Genomic DNA, 18,683 nt, shown 5'->3' with positions numbered 1-18,683 from the left:
GATATTTATTCATTATGACATTACTGGTTTTCGTCATTTTCTTTTATACAATTCACTTCTAAGAATTCAAAAGTTGCAGGATTTCGTGAAATCCCTTCTGAGGTTAATATTTGATAAAGAATAAACCCCATCTCTTGTTTTTCTATATATGAGAAAGCATTATAATCATGGTCAGTATTATGTTGAGAAATCTGAAGGTGAACTCTATTTCTCAATTCTTTCAGACTCTTCAATGGCGTATAAATGGTGTGACTAACATCGAGTACCTTTGGATTGTCTTTACGATGCTTTTCTATTACCTCAATCATTTTATGCAAATGCATTTCTTCATAATGTCGTTCTGTTTTTTTATATACTGTCGATTTTATCTCAAGCTGCTGCTTTTGTTCTTCTGGTTCGATTTTTCTGTTTTCCCCGTCAAAAAAACAGTTTTCTGATACATTTTTTATTCCTGATGTGAATTCATATATTTTTTCAATGTCTGTTGTTGAGTATAGATTCTTTGATTTTAAAAGATTAGTGAATATACCTTCTAATATTGACATTCCGGTTATCACATAATTTTTTACAAGCATGGTATATAAAACATCCGACAATTTAAGTTCTTTGAAGCATAGTTCAAGATATTGTATATATTGCAAATTATAAGCTAAGTTTTTTGAAAGTGCTTCAGCCCCTTCTACATTATAATCAAGAATAATCGAGGCTTTAAAACTATCAATTGAGTGCGGATACCACTTATAAGGATGATACTTACATTCGTTGCTGTTAATCCTTAAAAGAGTTTCAAAAGCTGTATATTTTCCAAATTCTTTTTCCATTATCATTATACTCCTTTTTTGCCTGTCACATATTCATATATCAGGGATTTTTTATACTGCTGTAACTTCTCGATCTTCTGCTGTTTGAGGGCGATGAGCTTGTCTATCTGGGAGCATTTGTGGTCGAGGTAGTCGGAGATTTCTTGTTGTTCTTCTTTTGTTGGGACTAAAACGGGCATACTTTTTAATAGTCCCTGACTCAGGCTTGCTCTTGTTACGAGATTCATTTCTTTGACAAGATAGAATCTATGGTGACTACTTCTGAAATAATATTTCGCAAATCCTGTTAGCAGTTTATCATTAAACGGACGTACTCTTATTACGAATCCTGCAAAGGTTGCATCAGGAATGGTCTTTTCACACACACACGAAAAACCAACTTCCTCAATGGTTTCAGATGTCCTTGTGAAGAAGATATCTCCACGCTCCACGGAATATTGCTTTCTTTCTGTTTCAGTTGTATTTACTAAGCCGTCAACTGCTTCAGGCAATGTGAAGTTTTTATAGATATCACCATAACTCACAAAAGGAAATCCTGTTCCAAAAAACTCTCCGCCCTTGCTGATGCCATTTTGAGGTGTACCGATATGTCTGAGCTTGCAAATCTCCCATGAAGCCGGAATCATGCCTATAAAATCATACCCGCTATCCTTCATAGCCACATCAGGATCAAGCCCCTTTGTGACAGTCTCGGTGATAACGCTCTGCTTGTAGGCTTTCAGCTTTTCGATCTGCTGCTGTGCGTTGGAGATGAGAGCGTCTATCTGGGTGCATTTGCGGTCGAGGTGGGCGGCGATTTTTTGTTGGTCTTCGAGAGGAGGAATTGCAATAGAAAAATTGTTAAAAACAGGTAATGTGATGTGTTGCATCATTATTCCATGTTTATTATCATCATTCATGTAAGACATCGCTACTTTTAATAGCCAAATATAATAAGGTTTTGATACAATATCCTTTTGTGGAATAGCTTTGAATATATGCTGATTAAGCCAGCCTTCACCCTTGTTCCATTCAAAGGCATCTAATGTTGCAGCCCAAGATACAAGAATATCTCCATTTTTCACATAGTATTTCTGATCTATATTTCCATTGAAGTAATTAGGATTATTATTGCTTCCTGTTAAATCCTGAATGCGAATAATAGGTAATCCTGTATTTCCCCAATCATCTGGCTTAAAAGCGTATCCATTTATATATGTTCCGATATACTTCATTTTATTTATAGACCATGTTTCGGGTATCTCCCCAATCCAAGCCACTCCGCTATCTTTCATCTCACGCATTACCAAACAGCTCCTTCATCAGTGTTGTTTCTTCCTCCTCCAGTGCTTTGATATCCGCAAAGATATCCTCCAAGGACTGCGGGGCGGTAAATTTGTAAAAAAGCCTTGTGAACGGTATCTCATAGCCTACCTTGTCTTTCTTGCGGTCAGCGAATGCCAGCGGATTGTACGGCAGGACGTTCTTTGCGATATACTCGTCAATATCCTCCGAAAGCGGAATGATCTCGCTGCCGCTTGCGCCCTTGACAGCCTGCGGCTTGCCCTTTTTCAGGATAGCCTTGCCGTTTTCATCTGCCTGTGCTGTCTCGACAGTCACCTTTGTAAAGCCGAAGAAATCATTGTCGAAGGTCTTTGACTCCACAACAAGCTCGCCGTCGGTATAGACTTCATTTTCAAACTCCATGTAGGCTTTCATGATAAGCTCAATGCACTTGTCATCAAGGTCAACACGCTTGTTGCCGATGTTCTTGCGGCGCTTCACAAAGCATTTTGAAGCGTCAATGAGCTGAACTTTTCCCAGACGGTGTGCAGGCTTGCCCTTTGTCAGCACCCAGATATAGGTGGAAATGCCCGTGTTGTAAAACAGGTCTGTCGGCATCTGAATGATCGCTTCGACCATATCTTCCGTGATAACGTAACGGCGTATCTCCGAAGCACCGCTGCCTGCATCGCCAGTGAACAGGGACGAGCCGTTCTGAATGATCGCCATACGTCCGCTGCCCTCTTTCAGCTTCTTGACACCGTTGAGCATAAAGAGCATCTGACCGTCGGAAATGGCAGGCAGTCCCGGACCGAATCGTCCGTCATAGCCTTTCTTAGCTTCGGCTTCGACTTCTGTCTTTTCACGCTTCCAATCGATACCGAAAGGCGGATTGGAAATGATGTAGTCAAACTCGTAGCCGCTGAATTTATCATCGTTGAGCGTATCGCCGTACATCATGCCCGAAGCGTTGCCGCCCTTGATAAGCATATCAGCCTTTGCGATAGCGTATGTCTCAGGATTGAACTCCTCTCCGAAACAGGTGAGGTCGGCATCTTCGCTGATGTCGGTCAGGCGCTCCGTCAGACAACCGAGCATCTGAGAGGTACCCATAGCCATATCGTATGCGGTCTTTGTGCAGCCGTTCGCCTTGATATCGTCCTTTTCGGGAGCGATAAGCAGCTCTGTCATAAGGTAGATAATATCACGGCTTGTGAAGTGCGCTCCGGCTTGCTCGTCATAGCTCTCGGAGAATTTCCTGATAAGTTCCTCGAAAATGTAACCCATATCGGTAGAGGTGATCTTGTCGGGTGCCATATCGCCCTTAGCGGAGATAAACTCCTGTATCACCACGAACAGAACATTGCCGTCAGCCATTGTTCGCACCTGATCGGTGAACTTGAAGTTTGAAATAATGTCCTTGACGTTTGAGGAAAAGCCCTGCAGATAGTTCTCGAAATTCGATTCGATATTATCGGGGTCTGATACCAGTTTATTGAAATCGAACTTGCTTGTATTATAGAAGGAATATCCGGAAGTCTTGCAGAGAACGCCGTCACGGGCTTCACCCTCAACTTTCATGCCTGCGAGCTTTTCGCCCATTTCAACGACTGCCTGTTTTGTCGGCGCAAGAGCATCATCGAAACGCTTCAGCACCGTCATCGGCAGAATGACTTTGCCGTATTCGTGCGGCTTGAACAGTCCCACAAGATGTGTAGCGATCTCCCATATGAGATTTGCTTTCTCCTGAATATTGATGTTTGTCTGCTTCTGTAAAGAATTGATCGACATACTCTCACTCCTTATATATAATGGGCATTCTGCTGCTCTTGCAGAGCCTGCTTGAAATTCGTCTTCGTGATCTTTAGCTCATTAGAGCCAAGCCTTATTACTTTGGGATAGCCGTTGCCATTCTCCAATTCTGAGATCGTGCTGCGGCTTTCTCCTTTTCCGGTTGTGCTATGCGGCATCGGGCCGACAATAACAAGCCTGTAATTGGGGTTATACTGCATTTTCGAGAACTGAAAGGTTTCTATCGCCTTATAGTCAAGGCAAAACTCAAACCTGTCTTTATCAAGACCGAGGCTTTTTATGATGCCGAGCAGATCATGTTCTTTTACCTGCGAACTGCCGAGAACGACGATTTTGCCGTCTTTATGCGTATCATAATAATCATTGCTGGAGCATTCATTCTGTATCAGATCACCAAAGCCCCAATCATTAAGCAGTTGGTCGAGTTCTCCTGTTCTGTTGGCGAGGTAAATCTTTTCGGTGACTGCGTCTATTATTTCTTCAAGACGTTCTGTATCCAACACGATGATCACCCCTCGCTGTCCAGCAGTGTTCTCTTTCTCTCCAATACTTTTTTCATTTTTCGTTTCAGCACAGCATATTCATCAAGTGCTGCCTGATACTTCTGAGCTATAACCTTCTGTTCTTCAAGCGACGGCAGCGGTATCATGATATTCTTTACTGCTTCTACTGAGATTGTTTTAACGGCTGTGCCACCCGAAGCATAACTCAGTGCAGCTTCGCCTGCGATACTGTCAAAGAATGCCTGAATGTAATACGGATCAGCTTTGCGTTCGTCTATCTCAATAATGTAGAGATTTCCTGTTGCGATAATAGAATGATTATTATCGGAATTTACAACGGCGGAGCGGAAAGTAGGAGATGCCATTTTGGAAAGAACAATAGAATTATCAGGAATAACAAATTTTTCAAGAGCCTTCGGCAGCTCTGTAATATACTGCTGTCCTTCTTCGATATCTATAGAACCGTTCGACACATTCGCAAGGGAAATGAACCTGTAATTGGAAGGCATTACAGATTTAATAGATTCCAGTAATTCGGGTTTTACCTGTGACCCTCTTGCAATATTTTTGATGATATCTCCGAAACATACTCCGTTTTCAACAACGGGCTTTTCAAGATAATGTGAAGCCATGAGATTATAATCATGCTCTCGCATATCTGCCGTAGAAACATCTATCGTGTTATCCCCGCCGTTTTGGAGACAGTCAAGTATAAATCGGATATTATCTTCAGAAAGTGTATTGAGTCTTCTGCTTTCCTTAGAAAAGCTGTTTTCTGCATTCACAAGTCGGATCGTAGTGTTGTTATGACTGAATACTATCATAGTGGTTGGGATAGCAGTTTCGATGAATAAGGCAGAGGGAAGATTGATAACTGCTTCAATATAACCGTTCTCTGCAAAATACTGACGCATATACATATCGGGCTTGTTAAACGCAGCACCGTTTGTCATGATTGCCACTGCTTTGCCAGTTTCTTTCAGTGAGCGAATGATGATCGCATTGAACAGCCAGTCAGATGAGCATCTTGAGATATAAGAACTATCAAGTCCAAAGTAGTCCTGCAATTCATGACGGCACTCATCAAGATCGGATCCTCTGAGACCGAAAGGATAATTGGAAAAGATCTTATCATAGCTTTCAGGGTACTTATATGTCAGTGCATTATTGATCACAAAGGAATAGTTATCACCGAGGAGTGCTCCTCTGAGAATTGCCACGTCATTTGAGTTGAAATTGATCTCAACTCCGGTATATTCACTTACTTTTGTATCTTGCAAAGCATATATTGGAAAGGTTGCGCTTCCCGAACAGATATCAAGTACCTTGTCATGTTCCTTAATCTCAAGTATGCTGCTTGCAAGATTTGCTAAAGATACCGGGGTGCTCATTTCAAAGAATGAATTATCATAGAGAACCACTTCTTTTAATACGTCCGCATCAAATCTGCCAATGAAACTCAGAACTTTTTCCCATAAGCCATTCAAGTTTCTGGAAAGAACCTCAGAAACATCGGGGGATACATTAGAGCTTTTAATGAATGTCTCCAACGAATCAGTGGAGACTGTCGGCGTTTTCCCAATTATGCTCAAAGCATAAGCTGTAGAAATAACAGCGCCACCATTATACGCTATTTTTCCACGATAAGCCTCGCTCAGCTCATAAGAAATTTCTCGAATCATATCAACTGTAGATTTCAATTTGATCCCTCCTAATAATCTTAGGTAATTCGTAACCTTTGCTGTAACTATATCATAGCACAAGCTGATCGTTATGTCAATAGATTTCTTGGTAATTTATAACCTAAAACCAATAATTGTATGGATGCACAATTTTACAAGGAATAATTTGTTGATTTTGATGCGCTTAGACTTGTACCATCAGTGCTTCTATTTTTATAACTGTTTTCCTGCCAACACCTCGCCAACATCCTGCCAACCACAAGAACCGAAATATCTGCTATACTGAAATTACAGCAGACGGACAGCACACAGCTATCCTTAAAGCTAAATAAAAAGATTGGAGGAATACCAATGAAACACTATAACGACTTCCAGATCGTAGGTATCGACCACGGTTATGGGAATATCAAGACCGCAAACACAGTAACGCCAACAGGCATCACCAAGCTCGATGCGGCACCTACCTTTACAAAGAACACTCTTTTCTTTGAGGGGAGCTACTACCAGATCGGTGAGGGACACAAGGAGTATCTTGCCGACAAGTGGCAGGACGAGGACAACTACCTGTTCACTCTTATGGGCATTGCCCGTGAGCTGAACCAGGAGGGCATCACTTCGGCTAAAGTGTACCTTGCCGTGGGACTGCCGATCACCTGGGTAGGCAGACAGCGTGAGAGCTTCCGTCAGTATATGCTCCAGAGGGAGAGCGTGGACTTCAAGTATGAGGACAAGCTCTACTCTGTTCGCATCATCGGGTGCTATGTTTATCCGCAGGGCTATGCCGCCGTGGTGGAGAAACTGAACGAGATGACAGGTCTGAGCATGATCGCTGATATAGGCAACGGAACAGTCAACATCATTTTTGTCAGCAACCGCAAGGTCATCAACACCAAGACTTACACTGAGAAAATGGGTGTGAACCAGTGCGTGAAGGCTGCGTCCAATGCAATGATGAACAAGCTGGGCGTGACCGTTGACGAGACCATTATCCAGTCTATGATCCGCTATGGCAAGGCTGACATTGACAGCGAATATGCAGATGTTCTCCGTCAGGCAATTGCCGAGTACGCCGAGAGCATTTTCGCTCTGCTCCGCAAGTATGAGTACGACCCGAAGATGATGCGCCTTTACATCACGGGCGGCGGCGGAAAGCTGATTGAAAACTTCGGGAGCTATGACAAGGATAGAGTGACTATCATCGGAGACATTTGTGCATCGGCTAAGGGCTATGAGTTCTTCGCCGCCGCACAGCTCAGGAAGGAGGGCAAGTGATATGGGCAAGGACAGAGAATGTGTAAGAACGACTTGCTTCCGCTTCAATATGGAGAACCCCGAACACGCTAAGGCGTGGGACTACCTCCACAACTACGACAAGGACAAGATCAAGTCCACGAATGTGGCTGCCATTACTGCGGTCAATGACTACTTTGACCGTATGGGGAGACTTGCTGATGATCCGTACTTTGAGACCCGTCAGCGCGAGGAGCGTTTTGTGGAGCAGATCGTTTCGGAGGTGGGCAAGGCTTTTATTGCCGAAATGCCGAAGTTTCTTGCAAGCCTGATGCTTAGCCTGAACAGGGGCTACCCTATGCAGGCTGTCCCCTTAGGAACGAAGGACACAAGAGGATATGCCGAGGACGGCAATCCGAGCGCCACGGAGGGCTTGAAAACCTCTGACGAGGACGATTATTCCGGCATTGATTTCGATTTTATCGGCGGTTGATATTACTTCAAACAGCATTACCGCCAAATATATAGCGGAGTATTACAACAACAGCAACAAACCAATAGACAAGGGAAGAATCGGAGAAATAATGCAAAAATGCCTGATAGCATTTTATTCAAAAAAGAAATCCTGCAAATATCACAGAGGAATTTGCAGGATCGAGCGCCTAACGCCAGTTGGGCGAGGCTTAAATTCGACACGGAGGTCGAAAGCCTTGTAGTAACAAGGCGGTGTCCGGCTCGGATTTGCGCCGGGCAGGTAGGACCGATGTAGTGACACATCGGCTACCTGCTCAGAGACGTTCCACCTCCGAGACCTTCCCCCAAGAGCCGCACAGCGGCAGAAAGGAGCGACAATGGTTAATCGCAAACGCTATCACTCTATCAGTCTGAAGCTGACAGACGAGGAGCTTCAGCTATGGAACACCAAGCATGAAGCCAGTGGTCTGAGCAAGACCGACTATCTTATGCAGGCTATCAGGGACAGCGAGGTACGTATCTACTCCATTGAGGAGAGCATCACCCCTCTTATCCATGAGATCAGGAAGATAGGCACAAACCTCAATCAGCTTGCCTACTTCTCCAACATCGGGCAGGACGATAAGGTTCGTGCCGAGATTGGAGCTATCCGCCGTACCAATGATAAGGTCATGGGGCAGCTCTCTGATTTTATCAGCAACCCGAAGTTCAGCATCAAGGGCAGTAAATAATGTTCGGTAACGTCAATGTCGATTATCAGCCCTGCAAAACAGCCGTTCAGCTTCAAAAGGCTGCTGACTATATTTTAGGCAGACTGCCTGAACAGATACGGGACGGAGTAGTAAAGACTGCACCCAACCTCTATTGGAGCATCAATTGCGACCGTGATAACTACGCCCGTGATGTCCTCATGACAAGAAGCCTGTTCGGAAAACGTCCCGATGGCAAGGCTAATCTTGCTTTCAAGATGTCCATATCTTTTTCTCCCGATGATAACGATAAACTTACCTATGATGAAGTGTTTCGTATCGCAAAGGAGTTTGCAGATAAACATTTTCAGGGATATGAAGTGCTGTTCGCTGTTCATACCGATAAACCGCATAAGCACGTCCATTTTCTTGTAGGCAACTGTCATATTGAGATCGGCAGAGCATATCGCCGCAATCAGCGAGACCTTTATGATATGTGCGAATTCTTTGGAGAGCAGTGCATGAAGCGAGGTCTTGTAAACTCCGTCCGCAAGGATTATTTCAACGATAATCCGGATCGTGATAAGGAGACCTTTGCTGAAAAGCAGATGAAAGCTAAGGGCAAGGAAACCTTTAAGAACGAGCTGAGAGAGGTTATCAAAATTGAGTGTGCCGACCCAAATAACAAAACCTTAGAAGATGTGGTAGCTGCCCTGATGAAGCATTATCATGTTGAGTGCCGTGTAAAGGGCAACACCATATCATACCGTCACCCCGAATACACCGACAAAAACGGTAAACTCGTCTCGGTCAGGGGCAGTAAGCTGGGTGACAAGTACACAGTGAAAGGAATCAAATATGAGCTTACCAAGATTTGGCGAGGACAAGAAGTCGAAAGAGCCGAAGCCCTCACCGCCGACACCACCCAAACCGCAGACAGAATCCAAACAGCAAACAGCGGTCTTTACACGGGAACAGATGATAAAAGAAGCGGAGCGTATCCACAGGGAGTACGAACAATCACACAAAGCACAGAGACAGGGGGCAGCAGTAATGGAATCTCAGAAACCGCACAAGCAGGAAACACCGCTTCCGGAACTGAACGCAATAGAAACGAGAGTTCGGGAAATGGCGGAGGAGATCGGAGTATCCTCGATGGACGCTCAGAGGGACGAGAGGGTTCTCCTTCTGGTAACGGCAACGCTAAAGATGTGCCAACTTTTGAAGAACTATTCGACAGCTATAAGCGCCGAAATACAAAGGTTGTCCGAACATCAGATGCAGAACCTGAGCCTGCAAGAGCAGTACGCAAAAAGCGTAAAGGCATCGACCGTTGAAGTTACGAGGGACATCTATCATCAGTTCAAAGAGGAGCAGACGGTGGCGTTCAGAGAGGTACAGAAGTATCTCTACGACACCTGTGATGATATGGAAAAGGAGATGATTGCCTACATCAAGTACATAAAAACGCTAACAATAACCGCAGACATGGCTTCAAAAGAGATCAGCAAGTCGGTGAAGCGTTTCTGCACCGTCAGAACGATTGGCGATCTTCTGTACTACGCTGCACCTGTTGCTGTGCTGATAGATGTGCTGCTGAGGTTGTTTGATTTTATTTGATCACTCGTCATTCAAACCGAAAATCTCAGCATCATCTTCCTCCGAAACAATGAATGATCTGACAAGCGGATCCGAGGGCGGCTCCTTGCCGTCCTCATGAGCGTGCCAGCGGGGATTGGTCTCGGTTTTTTCAAGAGTCTGCTTGATAAGATCAAAGTTTTCGCTGTCCTTGAAACGCTCAAAAAACTGAGCCTTGTCTGCCTGGTACAGCAGGCGGTGTTTGAAAATGTTCTTGTTATAGTTCATAGCCAAGCAGCTCATAGCCATATCTGTGCTGAAATTGCTTTCGATCTTGAAGTAAAACTGAAACAGCAGATGATATGCAACAAAAACATCACTTTCGATCATCGTTAGATATTTCAAGGGTGAAATTCTATCAGCAATCTCAGCAAGTACTTCTTTGGGAGCTTCGCTTGTATCCGTAGAGAACAAAGTCTCACCGAACGCAAGCATTTCTTCGGGGTTGATCTTATAATCGGCTTCAACGAGCTTGCGTACAATAGAAGTTATGGAGATCGTACCGTCAGAGTTATCATGGATAAAGCCGAGGTCGATCAGCTTGTCTATCTCTGTGAAATCAATAAGCCTTGTCAATTTCTGAAACAACATTTTCGGAACACCCGATTCGGGCATGAAACGCATATATGACAGAACATATTTATCGGTAACAGTGAGGTCTGCCTTTCTGAACAGGCTTTCAATGTGACGATAGTGTGTGTCGGTCTTAGGCTTACGGTCTTTATTAGCGGGGATTCTTGCTTTCATATTCTTGATTCCTCCTACAAGGGCATCTGCACAGGTGTCAGGCGTGTCTGTTCCTCTTTTCATGGAACGGGCGCATAGCTCCAATGAAAACGGATATTTATCTGTTATCAATGCAAGACGGTGCATTTTGAATTTTATATCAGGATCATTCTCATCAAACGGGTAAAATTGCTTTATCAGATCATACGATTCACGGAATGTCCTGAACTCCGTCAGATCATATACCATAAAATCATCGTCATAGTGAGAATAGGAAATAAAAATAACGTCACATTCCAATTCAAGAAGATCAGGCAGTTTGGAGTCATGGTCGGCAGGGACATTATAGTTGTCGATGATGAGCAGAAGATTTTTACCAAATGCCGACAGGAGTTCAAGATTTTCCACATAGAGAGCTTCTATATCGCTGCGGATAAATGCCATATTCGGCAGGACATTCGCTATAATATCAGCTATGCCGTTACGATATTCGTTGTAATTATAATATCCGATATGGGCATACTCCGAAGCATACTTTTGCGCATAAGTGCGGACAAGCTCGCTTTTGCCGACACCTGCAACGCCTGTTACGAACACCTTGCCTTCGTTCTGCATCAATGAGTGCAGCTCGTCAAGTTCTATTTCACGTCCGGTGAAATGCTTAGGCGGAGCTTTAGGTTTGGCTTTGGAAAACAGACCTTCTGTATTGCTGTTCGGGTCAAAATAATAATCTGCATACCAATACTTATCAACTTTATAATACGGACGATATGCGGCTATGGTCACAGCAGTATAGAATACTTCTGCAAGATGTTCGTCATCGGAATACTCACGGGAATAATTCAAGCCGAACTGCTTCTTAAATGGTTTGGATATAAGCGGATCATTGATGATAAGGTCAAAGAACGAAACGTGGAGCTGCGGCTTGTCGAGGATATATTTCAGCATACCTTTAATATCACCGAGCAGTACAGACTTATCCTTTCGCACATAAAAATCCGTGATATTAGAGGATAAGGTGCGAGTGCCTTTATTCAGCTTTGACGGTTCTGAACGGTCATATTCCGGACTGGTCGGATCGTTAAAATAGGACTTGAACAGCATATCCACCAATGCCTGATAGGTGTTGACAGACGATGATACGAGCTGTTTATACAGAATGGCGATCACGGTTTTGATATCACAGTTCATACGGCAGCTCCTTCCTATAATATTCCAATATAATTATAGCACAAAACTATATCAAATTCAAGTATCAGGAGGTCACGAAATGACTATTTTCGACGATATAAAAGAGCTTGTCGATGTGCCGACGGCAGCTCGCAGTTACGGTGTAGAGGTACACCGAGCAAACATGGCGCTCTGCCCATTCCACAGGGAGCGTCACCCGTCCTGCAAGCTGTATGACGACCATTACTACTGCTTCGGCTGTCAGGCACACGGCGATGTGATAAAGCTGGTGCAGGAGCTTTTCGGGCTGAGGGCGATAGAAGCCGTGAAGCAGATCAACAGTGATTTTGCCCTTGGTCTGGACTTGGACAAGCCGCCCGATATGGAAGCAGTGGCACGCAGGCGCAGGGAGATCGCCGAGCGTAAGGCAGAGAAAGCAAGGGTGGAGCATATGTATGATGTTCTGCTGAGGTACTTTACCTTGCTGGACAAGTACAAAATGCGTTATGCTCCGAAAACTCCCGATGAGGATCGCCTTAGCTCCGCACGGCTGGACAGGCGTTTCGTGTACGCTTTGCAAAATATCGGCTATGCGGAGTATATGCTTGAAGCGTTCAACCGTTTCGACAAGGAGCAACAGGCAGAAGTTAAACTGGAGGTAGACAGGATTGAGAGAGAATACAAACGATGTGTCGAAGAATGGGGAGAATGACGAGCAGGAACTTGAAAGGCTGCGGTCAGAAGTTGAAGCCGAGATAGAACAGGATATTGCTGCAATGCCACCCGATGATACACCCCTTCCCGAAGCTCCGCCTGAAAAGAAAAAGCAGGAACGTGAGCTGCCCGACTGGATGCTCGATAAAACTACGGTCAACGAGCTGAAATTCTGCAAGCTGTTCACGCAAAAGCACCCTATGAAATGCATCGGCGGACGGTTCTTCGATTATGACGGACTTGTGGACGAGAACGCACTCGGCAACGAGGTCTACCGTATGCTCCGTCGGGGCGTGTGGATAGGGCTTTCAAAAAAGGTCGTGCAGATCATGGACGCTCTCAGGCTCTATACATACAGCGAACCGATACCGCCCGACATGAACTTTATCCATGTTCAGAACGGCAAGCTGGACCTCAAAGGCAATTTCTATCCTCACAGGGAATTCTGCACCAACCGCCTGAACGTGTGCTATGACCCGAATATTCGCAATGGTGCGTACTATCCCGAAAGGTTCCTCACTTTCCTGCTGGAGCTTCTCACCCCCGAAGATGTGACCACTTTGCAGGAGTATCTCGGCTATCTGCTGATACCGTCCACCAAAGGGCAGAAGATGATGTTCCTCATAGGTCAGGGCGGTGAGGGCAAGTCACGTATCGGCATCGTTCTTCGTGAGATCTTCATGGACAATATGCTGACGGGCAATGTCCACCGAATCGAGAACGACCGCTTTTTCCGCTATAACCTGAAAGACCGCCTGCTGATGGTCGATGATGATATGCAGATGCAGGCGCTGTCCTCAACGGGTTACATCAAAAACCTTGTCACCGCCGAAACGCCTATTGACGTTGAAGCGAAAGGCAAACAGAGCGAACAGGCGCTCCTGTACACAAGGCTCCTGTGTTTCGGCAACGGCAGTCCCAAAACGCTGTATGACAAGAGCAAGGGCTTTTCACGGCGAATGATAATCCTCACCACCTTGCCGCCGCCCGAAAGACGAATCATAGACCCCTACATCGCCGAGAAGTTCTGTGCTGAGAAAGAGAAGATCTTCTGCTGGATGTATGACGGGCTTCTGAGACTTCTTGCCAACAATTACCGCTTCACGATCTCCGACAAGGCAAGGCAGAACGTCATGGAGACTATGCAGGATAACTGCAATATTACCGAATTTCTGGAAGATACGGACAGAGTGCAGTATGGGGAAAATCTGCGGGTCGCATCATCGGCGCTGTATGACAGTTATTACCATTGGTGCGAGGACAATGCCCTCACAGCCCTGAAACGTGAAACTTTTGTATCATGGCTCAGGCAGAATGAAGCGGCGTATCATATCAAGTATGATCTCAATATTCCGAGTGGGAGCAGTCATGTCCGAGGCTTCAAGGGCATTGCGTTAAAGTTTAAGTCGAGTGGTTATTAAGGCGTGTAAGCGTGTAAAGCACGTAATTGCGGGCTTTCTGCCGTGTAGGTTAGGCGTGTGAACGCAGAAAAGGCGTGTAGCACACACGCTGCACCATCCCCAACACGCCGCGGTTACACGCTCAAAACAGCGTATTTGCGTTGTTTACACGGGAACACGCCATTTTATCAAGTTGTATATGTTCCGAAAAATAAAGGAGGAAAAAGAATGGAGATAGTTCTTTACACAGTCAAAGAGGTATCGCAGATACTTCACACAAACCCGTCCTATGTTTATCAGCTCATCAATACGGGGCTTCTGCCTGTGCTGAAGCTGGGCTCATATAAGGTTCGGCACGAAGCTCTGATGAAGTTTCTGTCCGAATACGAAGGCTATGACCTTTCCGACCCGAAGAACGTGGAGAAATTCACCGCAACGGCATAAAAACTGAGGATAGCATCATGAAAAGGTGCTATCCTCTTTTATGATTATTTGAACACATCTTCCAGCGCTCTCTTGCTCAGTTCTGCCTGGCTCTGCGTCAGATGATTGTAGATGTCCATTGTAACGCTGATGTTTTTGTGACCTAATCTCTCCTGTACATATTTAATAGGAAGCCCAGCTTCGAGCAGACGGGTACAGTGTGTGTGGCGCAGGGAATGGAATGTGAACGCAGGATAGAACTTGTGTATGACCTGACTTGTGTGCTGTATTGTTCTCGGCTGAATGAAGCCGCCGTTTTCATATACATTTACAAAATCTATCACGTTGCCTGTGCTTTCGTTGATGCCGAGTTCCTCATCGTAGTATATCAGTGAGTATTCATCGGCGTAGTATTCCTTTGCCCGTATCTGCTTTTCCTGCAATTCTTTCAGCAGTTCCACGATGGTTTCATCTATATCTATCGTTCTGCTTGAATTGTACTTCGGCGGAGTCAGATACCAGAACTTCTTTTCCAAGTCCCATTGAAGCTGTTTATTGATCGTGACCGTCCTGTCAGCGAAGTTCACGTTATCCCATGTGATCGCAAAGGCTTCGCCAAGACGCATACCGCAGTGATAAGCGAACATCAGCGGAAGATAGGTGGAACTGCCTTTCGGAAAACGCACAAATATCTCGTCTATAATATCCTTTTCGATGACCTCACGCTTATACTGTGACGAACGGTAATTGGTACGTGAGCCTTTGGGTATCTTCACATACGCCATAGGCGAGGTTTTCAGATAGTGAAGCGGCTGTACAGCATAGTTCAGGCTGCTTGACAGCACACCCTTGATGCCGATGACGGTATTTTTGCTGTAACCGTTAGCGACCATATCGTTGATCAGCTTCTGGAGCCGTTCCGCCGTGATCGTAGCAAGACGATACTTGCCGATCTTCGGAGATATGTGAAGCCTGATATACTTTTTATAGTTAGCAACAGTCGTTGGTTTCAGATTCGGGATACAGTACATCTCGATCCAGTAGTTGAGGTAGTCGTGCATGGAAAGCTCGGAAGGCGTATTCACTGTGCCTGCGGTCTGGTATTCGTGCATAGCCTTGACACCTTCGCTGACCGCTTCTGCCTTTGTATTGAAACCGCCCTTGCTGATACGCTTTCGCTTGCCGTCCATTTTGGCTATCTCAAAGTAGTATTCCCATTTCTTTCCGCGCTTGCGAGCGTTGATATCTGCCATAAGATCACCCTCATTTATTATAGCGCGCCACACCCGAAAAAGTCAAGCATTTTTGTCACCCATTTGTCACCCAAAAATAAATTTTTGTGAGTAAAACGCCGTCAAAATAGATTTTGATAAATTCTCGGCAATGCGTTATAATGGCGTAGTTACGGGCTTTTCTCGTCATTGCAAGTCACTCCTTGTAACGGTAAATTTTTTTGACATTGCATGGGCAACAACCCGATGGTTGGTGCTACCGTTGCTTGCGCAGTTGCTGTTGAAGAGGCTATGAAGTGATCTGAAACGGCTTAAATACGCAGTTTGATCTGATCCTGACAGATTTTTTATGATCTGTCAGGATCTTTTTTTTGCGGTTTGCGGACATATTGTCACCCCCGATGTCATGCTTTTCGAGGTAATGATGACTGTGAGATGAAGGTCTCGGATGCTAAAAAAACTTCATCTTCTTTGAACAAAAACTCTTGAAAAACAGGGGGATTTATGGTATAATATATAATGGTTATTTCTATGATGTGAAGTGCAAAGGCCCACTTCCCGTCTGTTTTGAAATAAGGAGCTGATAATATGAACGATCACAGGCAAGAGCCGATCACCTTCTCTGATCTTGCGCTCGCGCTTGCGAATGACTACAGCCGTCTTTTCGTGATAAACGCGGAAGATGACAGCTATATCGAATACTCGCACGAGGGTACGAAAGATGAACTTGTGCCCGTTAAGCGCGGTGACAACTTTTTTACGGACGTAAGAAGAAACTGCCGCGAACAGGTCTGGCATGAAGATCAAGAGTTTTTCCTCGATGCCTTCGGGAAAGACGCGATGACCGCTGCGCTGAACAACGGCAGATCCTTCTCGATGACTTACCGCCTGAACATCGGCGGCGCACCGAGGTACTTCTTCCTGAAAACTATCCGCGCGAATGACCGCAGTATAATCATCGGCATTCAGGATATCGACGACCAGAAGCGCAGAGAGATCGAGAACGACTCGGAGAGAAAGACCTACTCCCAGATCGCAGGTTCCCTCGCGAGTCTGTTTGAGGTCATTTATCATGTTGACATTGTCACGGGGCATTACACCGAGTACAGTTCTAGCGAGAATTTCGCTAAGCTCGGTCTCGACCACGGCGGCGATGATTTCTTCAAGATGGCTCAAAATGATGTCAGGAACATTCTTCATCCCGATGACCGCGAAGATCTGCTGAATAAGATCGACCGCGATGTTCTGATACGGTCGCTGAACGAGTCGGGGTCGGTGTCGCTGACATACAGGCACGTCCTTGACGGAAAAACTCAGTATATGAACCTGCTCGCTTTCAGAAATCAGTGCGACAACAGGCATATCGTTGTCAGCGTCAGAAATATCGACGACCAGATGCGCGAGGAACACATCAAAGAGACCTACAGCCAGATCGCAGGTGCTCTCGCAAGCAGATATGAGGTCATCTACTACATCAATATCGAGAACGATGCGTATACTCAGTATTGTGCCAGCGACAATTACGCCAAGCTCGGCACGACCAAGCACGGCGAGGATTTCTTCGGTGATTGTGTCAATGATATAAAGAAATACATCCATAAGTATGATGTAAACAGGATGCTTAACAGCCTGAAAAAGAAAAATGTTCTTTACGAGCTTGAGGAAAAGAAGGCGGTCACGCTCACCTACCGTCAGCTTCTCGAAAATAAATATCAGTACATGAACCTGATAATCATAAAGCCGAAAAACGACACAAAGCACATCATCATGGGCGTGTTCAACGTCGATTCCGAGACAAGAAAAGCCCAGTCGATGCAGAGGGAGAGCAGGACTTTCAGCGATATTTCCATGGCGCTTGCTTTGCAGTATGAGGTCATCTACCACGTAAACCTCATCACAAACGAGTACTCGGAGTACAGTGCCAGTGAAAAATACACCCGTCTTAAAGTCGGCACAACTGGAAAGGATTTCTTCGCGGAGTCGACGGAGAATATGAAGAGGGACATCTATCCCGAAGACCTGCCGATGATGCTGGAAGGAATGAAAAAAGAAAATCTGCTGAACAACATAGTGGCAGGTTCGGGCAAGACCTTCCTGAATTACAGGCTGATGCTGGACGGTGCGCCGCAGTACGTTTCGCTTTATGCGGTGCGTCCGAATGAGGATTCCGACCACATCATCGTCGCGGTGGCGAACGTTGACAAGGCAAAGCGCATGGAGCTCGATTACCGCAACGCCGTCGATATGGCGAACCGTGACGCTCTCACAGGGGTCAAGAACAAACGCGCCTACGCACAGACTGAGATGGAGCTTGACGAGAACATCGAGCAACAGAAGATAAAGGCGTTTGCAGTGGTTATCTGCGACATCAACGGGCTGAAAGAGGTCAATGATAACCTCGGTCACAAGGCTGGCGATGATTACATCAAAAGCGGATGCAAGATCATATGCGATGTGTTCTCTCACAGTCCAGTGTTCAGAATAGGCGGCGACGAGTTCGCTGTAATCGTCAGGGACAGGGATTTTGAGCACCGTGCCGAGCTGATGCACAGATTCACATCCATTCAGAACGAACAGATGAAGAACGGTTATGTCACACTGGCGTGCGGTATTTCCGATTTCGAGCCCGACGTGGATATTAGGGTGCAGGATGTTTTTGAAAGAGCGGATTCGCTGATGTATAAAAACAAGAAGAAGCTCAAATCGAAAATGTACGGTACGTAAGCAAAGATTATGCAGGGACATCGGTAATGCACTGCCGATGTCCTTTGATTTTCGGCGCAAAAGATGTATATTACGTTAATAAAGTTTTTGTTTGAAATATATTGAAAAGTGCTTGACAAAGTCTTTTTGTTGTGCTATACTATTAAAGTACTCAGCGAGGACAACTCAAAAGAGTAAAAAAG

16 protein-coding genes are annotated in these 18,683 nt (G+C 45.2%); 9 read left to right on the top strand and 7 right to left on the bottom strand.

Annotation, left to right across the window (positions count from 1 at the left end; all coding sequences use genetic code 11):
- Positions 1-20: 20 nt before the first annotated feature.
- Genes BT142_RS12640 through BT142_RS12620 form a run of 5 tightly spaced genes read right to left on the bottom strand, consistent with a single transcriptional unit; the run spans position 21 to position 6,099 of the window.
- Positions 21-821 (bottom strand): hypothetical protein, encoded by an 801-nt coding sequence (locus BT142_RS12640; RefSeq protein WP_072418557.1) that lies wholly within the window; start codon positions 819-821, stop codon positions 21-23.
- 5 nt (positions 822-826) lie between these two features.
- Positions 827-2,104, bottom strand: coding sequence for a restriction endonuclease subunit S (locus BT142_RS12635; protein ID WP_072418556.1), 1,278 nt, complete (start codon positions 2,102-2,104; stop codon positions 827-829).
- The gene (locus BT142_RS12630; protein ID WP_072418555.1) at positions 2,097-3,875 is read right to left on the bottom strand and encodes a type I restriction-modification system subunit M; all 1,779 of its coding nucleotides are present in this window, start codon (positions 3,873-3,875) and stop codon (positions 2,097-2,099) included. Before BT142_RS12630 ends, BT142_RS12635 begins: the two co-directional genes overlap by 8 nt.
- Positions 3,876-3,886: 11 nt before the next feature.
- Positions 3,887-4,399 (bottom strand): hypothetical protein, encoded by a 513-nt coding sequence (locus tag BT142_RS12625; protein WP_139182232.1) that lies wholly within the window; start codon positions 4,397-4,399, stop codon positions 3,887-3,889.
- A gap of 5 nt (positions 4,400-4,404) precedes the next feature.
- Positions 4,405-6,099, bottom strand: a complete 1,695-nt coding sequence (locus BT142_RS12620) for an N-6 DNA methylase (protein ID WP_072418554.1) — start codon at positions 6,097-6,099, stop codon at positions 4,405-4,407.
- A gap of 333 nt (positions 6,100-6,432) precedes the next feature.
- Here BT142_RS12620 and BT142_RS12615 point away from each other — a divergent pair, with 333 nt between their 5' ends.
- From BT142_RS12615 to BT142_RS12595, 5 genes are all read left to right on the top strand, one after another.
- Positions 6,433-7,353: a ParM/StbA family protein gene (locus BT142_RS12615; RefSeq protein WP_072418553.1), complete on the top strand. Its 921-nt coding sequence runs from the start codon at positions 6,433-6,435 to the stop codon at positions 7,351-7,353.
- 1 nt (position 7,354) lies between these two features.
- Entirely contained in the window at positions 7,355-7,804 is a 450-nt protein-coding gene (locus BT142_RS12610) for a hypothetical protein (protein ID WP_072418552.1), read from the top strand.
- Positions 7,805-8,162: 358 nt separating this feature from the next.
- Positions 8,163-8,516, top strand: coding sequence for a plasmid mobilization protein (locus tag BT142_RS12605; protein WP_072418551.1), 354 nt, complete (start codon positions 8,163-8,165; stop codon positions 8,514-8,516).
- A complete protein-coding gene (locus BT142_RS12600; protein WP_072418550.1) occupies positions 8,516-9,811 on the top strand; it encodes a relaxase/mobilization nuclease domain-containing protein in 1,296 nt (431 codons plus the stop codon). Before BT142_RS12605 ends, BT142_RS12600 begins: the two co-directional genes overlap by 1 nt.
- Positions 9,753-10,094: a hypothetical protein gene (locus tag BT142_RS12595; protein WP_072418549.1), complete on the top strand. Its 342-nt coding sequence runs from the start codon at positions 9,753-9,755 to the stop codon at positions 10,092-10,094. Before BT142_RS12600 ends, BT142_RS12595 begins: the two co-directional genes overlap by 59 nt.
- On the opposite strand, the gene BT142_RS12590 is transcribed toward BT142_RS12595, so the two are convergent.
- A complete protein-coding gene (locus BT142_RS12590; RefSeq protein WP_072418548.1) occupies positions 10,095-12,029 on the bottom strand; it encodes an ATP-binding protein in 1,935 nt (644 codons plus the stop codon).
- Between the two features lie 79 nt (positions 12,030-12,108).
- Here BT142_RS12590 and BT142_RS12585 point away from each other — a divergent pair, with 79 nt between their 5' ends.
- The 3 genes from BT142_RS12585 (at position 12,109) to BT142_RS12575 (ending at position 14,566) form a co-directional block, all read left to right on the top strand.
- Positions 12,109-12,720 (top strand): CHC2 zinc finger domain-containing protein, encoded by a 612-nt coding sequence (locus tag BT142_RS12585; RefSeq protein ID WP_072418547.1) that lies wholly within the window; start codon positions 12,109-12,111, stop codon positions 12,718-12,720.
- Positions 12,677-14,143: a DNA primase family protein gene (locus tag BT142_RS12580; protein WP_084659466.1), complete on the top strand. Its 1,467-nt coding sequence runs from the start codon at positions 12,677-12,679 to the stop codon at positions 14,141-14,143. The genes BT142_RS12585 and BT142_RS12580 overlap by 44 nt, the downstream gene beginning before the upstream one ends.
- Before the next feature lie 207 nt (positions 14,144-14,350).
- Positions 14,351-14,566 carry a helix-turn-helix domain-containing protein gene (locus BT142_RS12575; RefSeq protein ID WP_072418546.1) on the top strand — a complete coding sequence of 72 codons (216 nt, stop codon included), beginning with the start codon at positions 14,351-14,353 and terminating at the stop codon, positions 14,564-14,566.
- 44 nt (positions 14,567-14,610) lie between these two features.
- Here BT142_RS12575 and BT142_RS12570 read toward each other — a convergent pair whose 3' ends face one another.
- Positions 14,611-15,798: a tyrosine-type recombinase/integrase gene (locus tag BT142_RS12570; protein WP_072418545.1), complete on the bottom strand. Its 1,188-nt coding sequence runs from the start codon at positions 15,796-15,798 to the stop codon at positions 14,611-14,613.
- 567 nt (positions 15,799-16,365) lie between these two features.
- Between BT142_RS12570 and BT142_RS12565 the strand changes: the two genes are divergently transcribed.
- The gene (locus BT142_RS12565; RefSeq protein WP_072418544.1) at positions 16,366-18,501 is read left to right on the top strand and encodes a GGDEF domain-containing protein; all 2,136 of its coding nucleotides are present in this window, start codon (positions 16,366-16,368) and stop codon (positions 18,499-18,501) included.
- Positions 18,502-18,683 lie beyond the last annotated feature (182 nt).

Source organism: Ruminococcus sp. YE71 (assembly GCF_900119155.1).
GTDB lineage: Bacteria > Bacillota > Clostridia > Oscillospirales > Ruminococcaceae > YE71.
This window is presented reverse-complemented; position numbering and strand designations above follow the sequence as displayed.

Coding starts and splice junctions, on each gene's coding strand:
- BT142_RS12640 (WP_072418557.1), bottom strand. CDS start 821: ATGGAAAAAGAATTTGGAAAATATACAGCTTTTGAAACTCTTTTAAGG.
- BT142_RS12635 (WP_072418556.1), bottom strand. CDS start 2,104: ATGCGTGAGATGAAAGATAGCGGAGTGGCTTGGATTGGGGAGATACCC.
- BT142_RS12630 (WP_072418555.1), bottom strand. CDS start 3,875: ATGTCGATCAATTCTTTACAGAAGCAGACAAACATCAATATTCAGGAG.
- BT142_RS12615 (WP_072418553.1), top strand. CDS start 6,433: ATGAAACACTATAACGACTTCCAGATCGTAGGTATCGACCACGGTTAT.
- BT142_RS12610 (WP_072418552.1), top strand. CDS start 7,355: ATGGGCAAGGACAGAGAATGTGTAAGAACGACTTGCTTCCGCTTCAAT.
- BT142_RS12605 (WP_072418551.1), top strand. CDS start 8,163: ATGGTTAATCGCAAACGCTATCACTCTATCAGTCTGAAGCTGACAGAC.
- BT142_RS12600 (WP_072418550.1), top strand. CDS start 8,516: ATGTTCGGTAACGTCAATGTCGATTATCAGCCCTGCAAAACAGCCGTT.
- BT142_RS12595 (WP_072418549.1), top strand. CDS start 9,753: ATGCAGAACCTGAGCCTGCAAGAGCAGTACGCAAAAAGCGTAAAGGCA.
- BT142_RS12590 (WP_072418548.1), bottom strand. CDS start 12,029: ATGAACTGTGATATCAAAACCGTGATCGCCATTCTGTATAAACAGCTC.
- BT142_RS12585 (WP_072418547.1), top strand. CDS start 12,109: ATGACTATTTTCGACGATATAAAAGAGCTTGTCGATGTGCCGACGGCA.
- BT142_RS12575 (WP_072418546.1), top strand. CDS start 14,351: ATGGAGATAGTTCTTTACACAGTCAAAGAGGTATCGCAGATACTTCAC.
- BT142_RS12570 (WP_072418545.1), bottom strand. CDS start 15,798: ATGGCAGATATCAACGCTCGCAAGCGCGGAAAGAAATGGGAATACTAC.
- BT142_RS12565 (WP_072418544.1), top strand. CDS start 16,366: ATGAACGATCACAGGCAAGAGCCGATCACCTTCTCTGATCTTGCGCTC.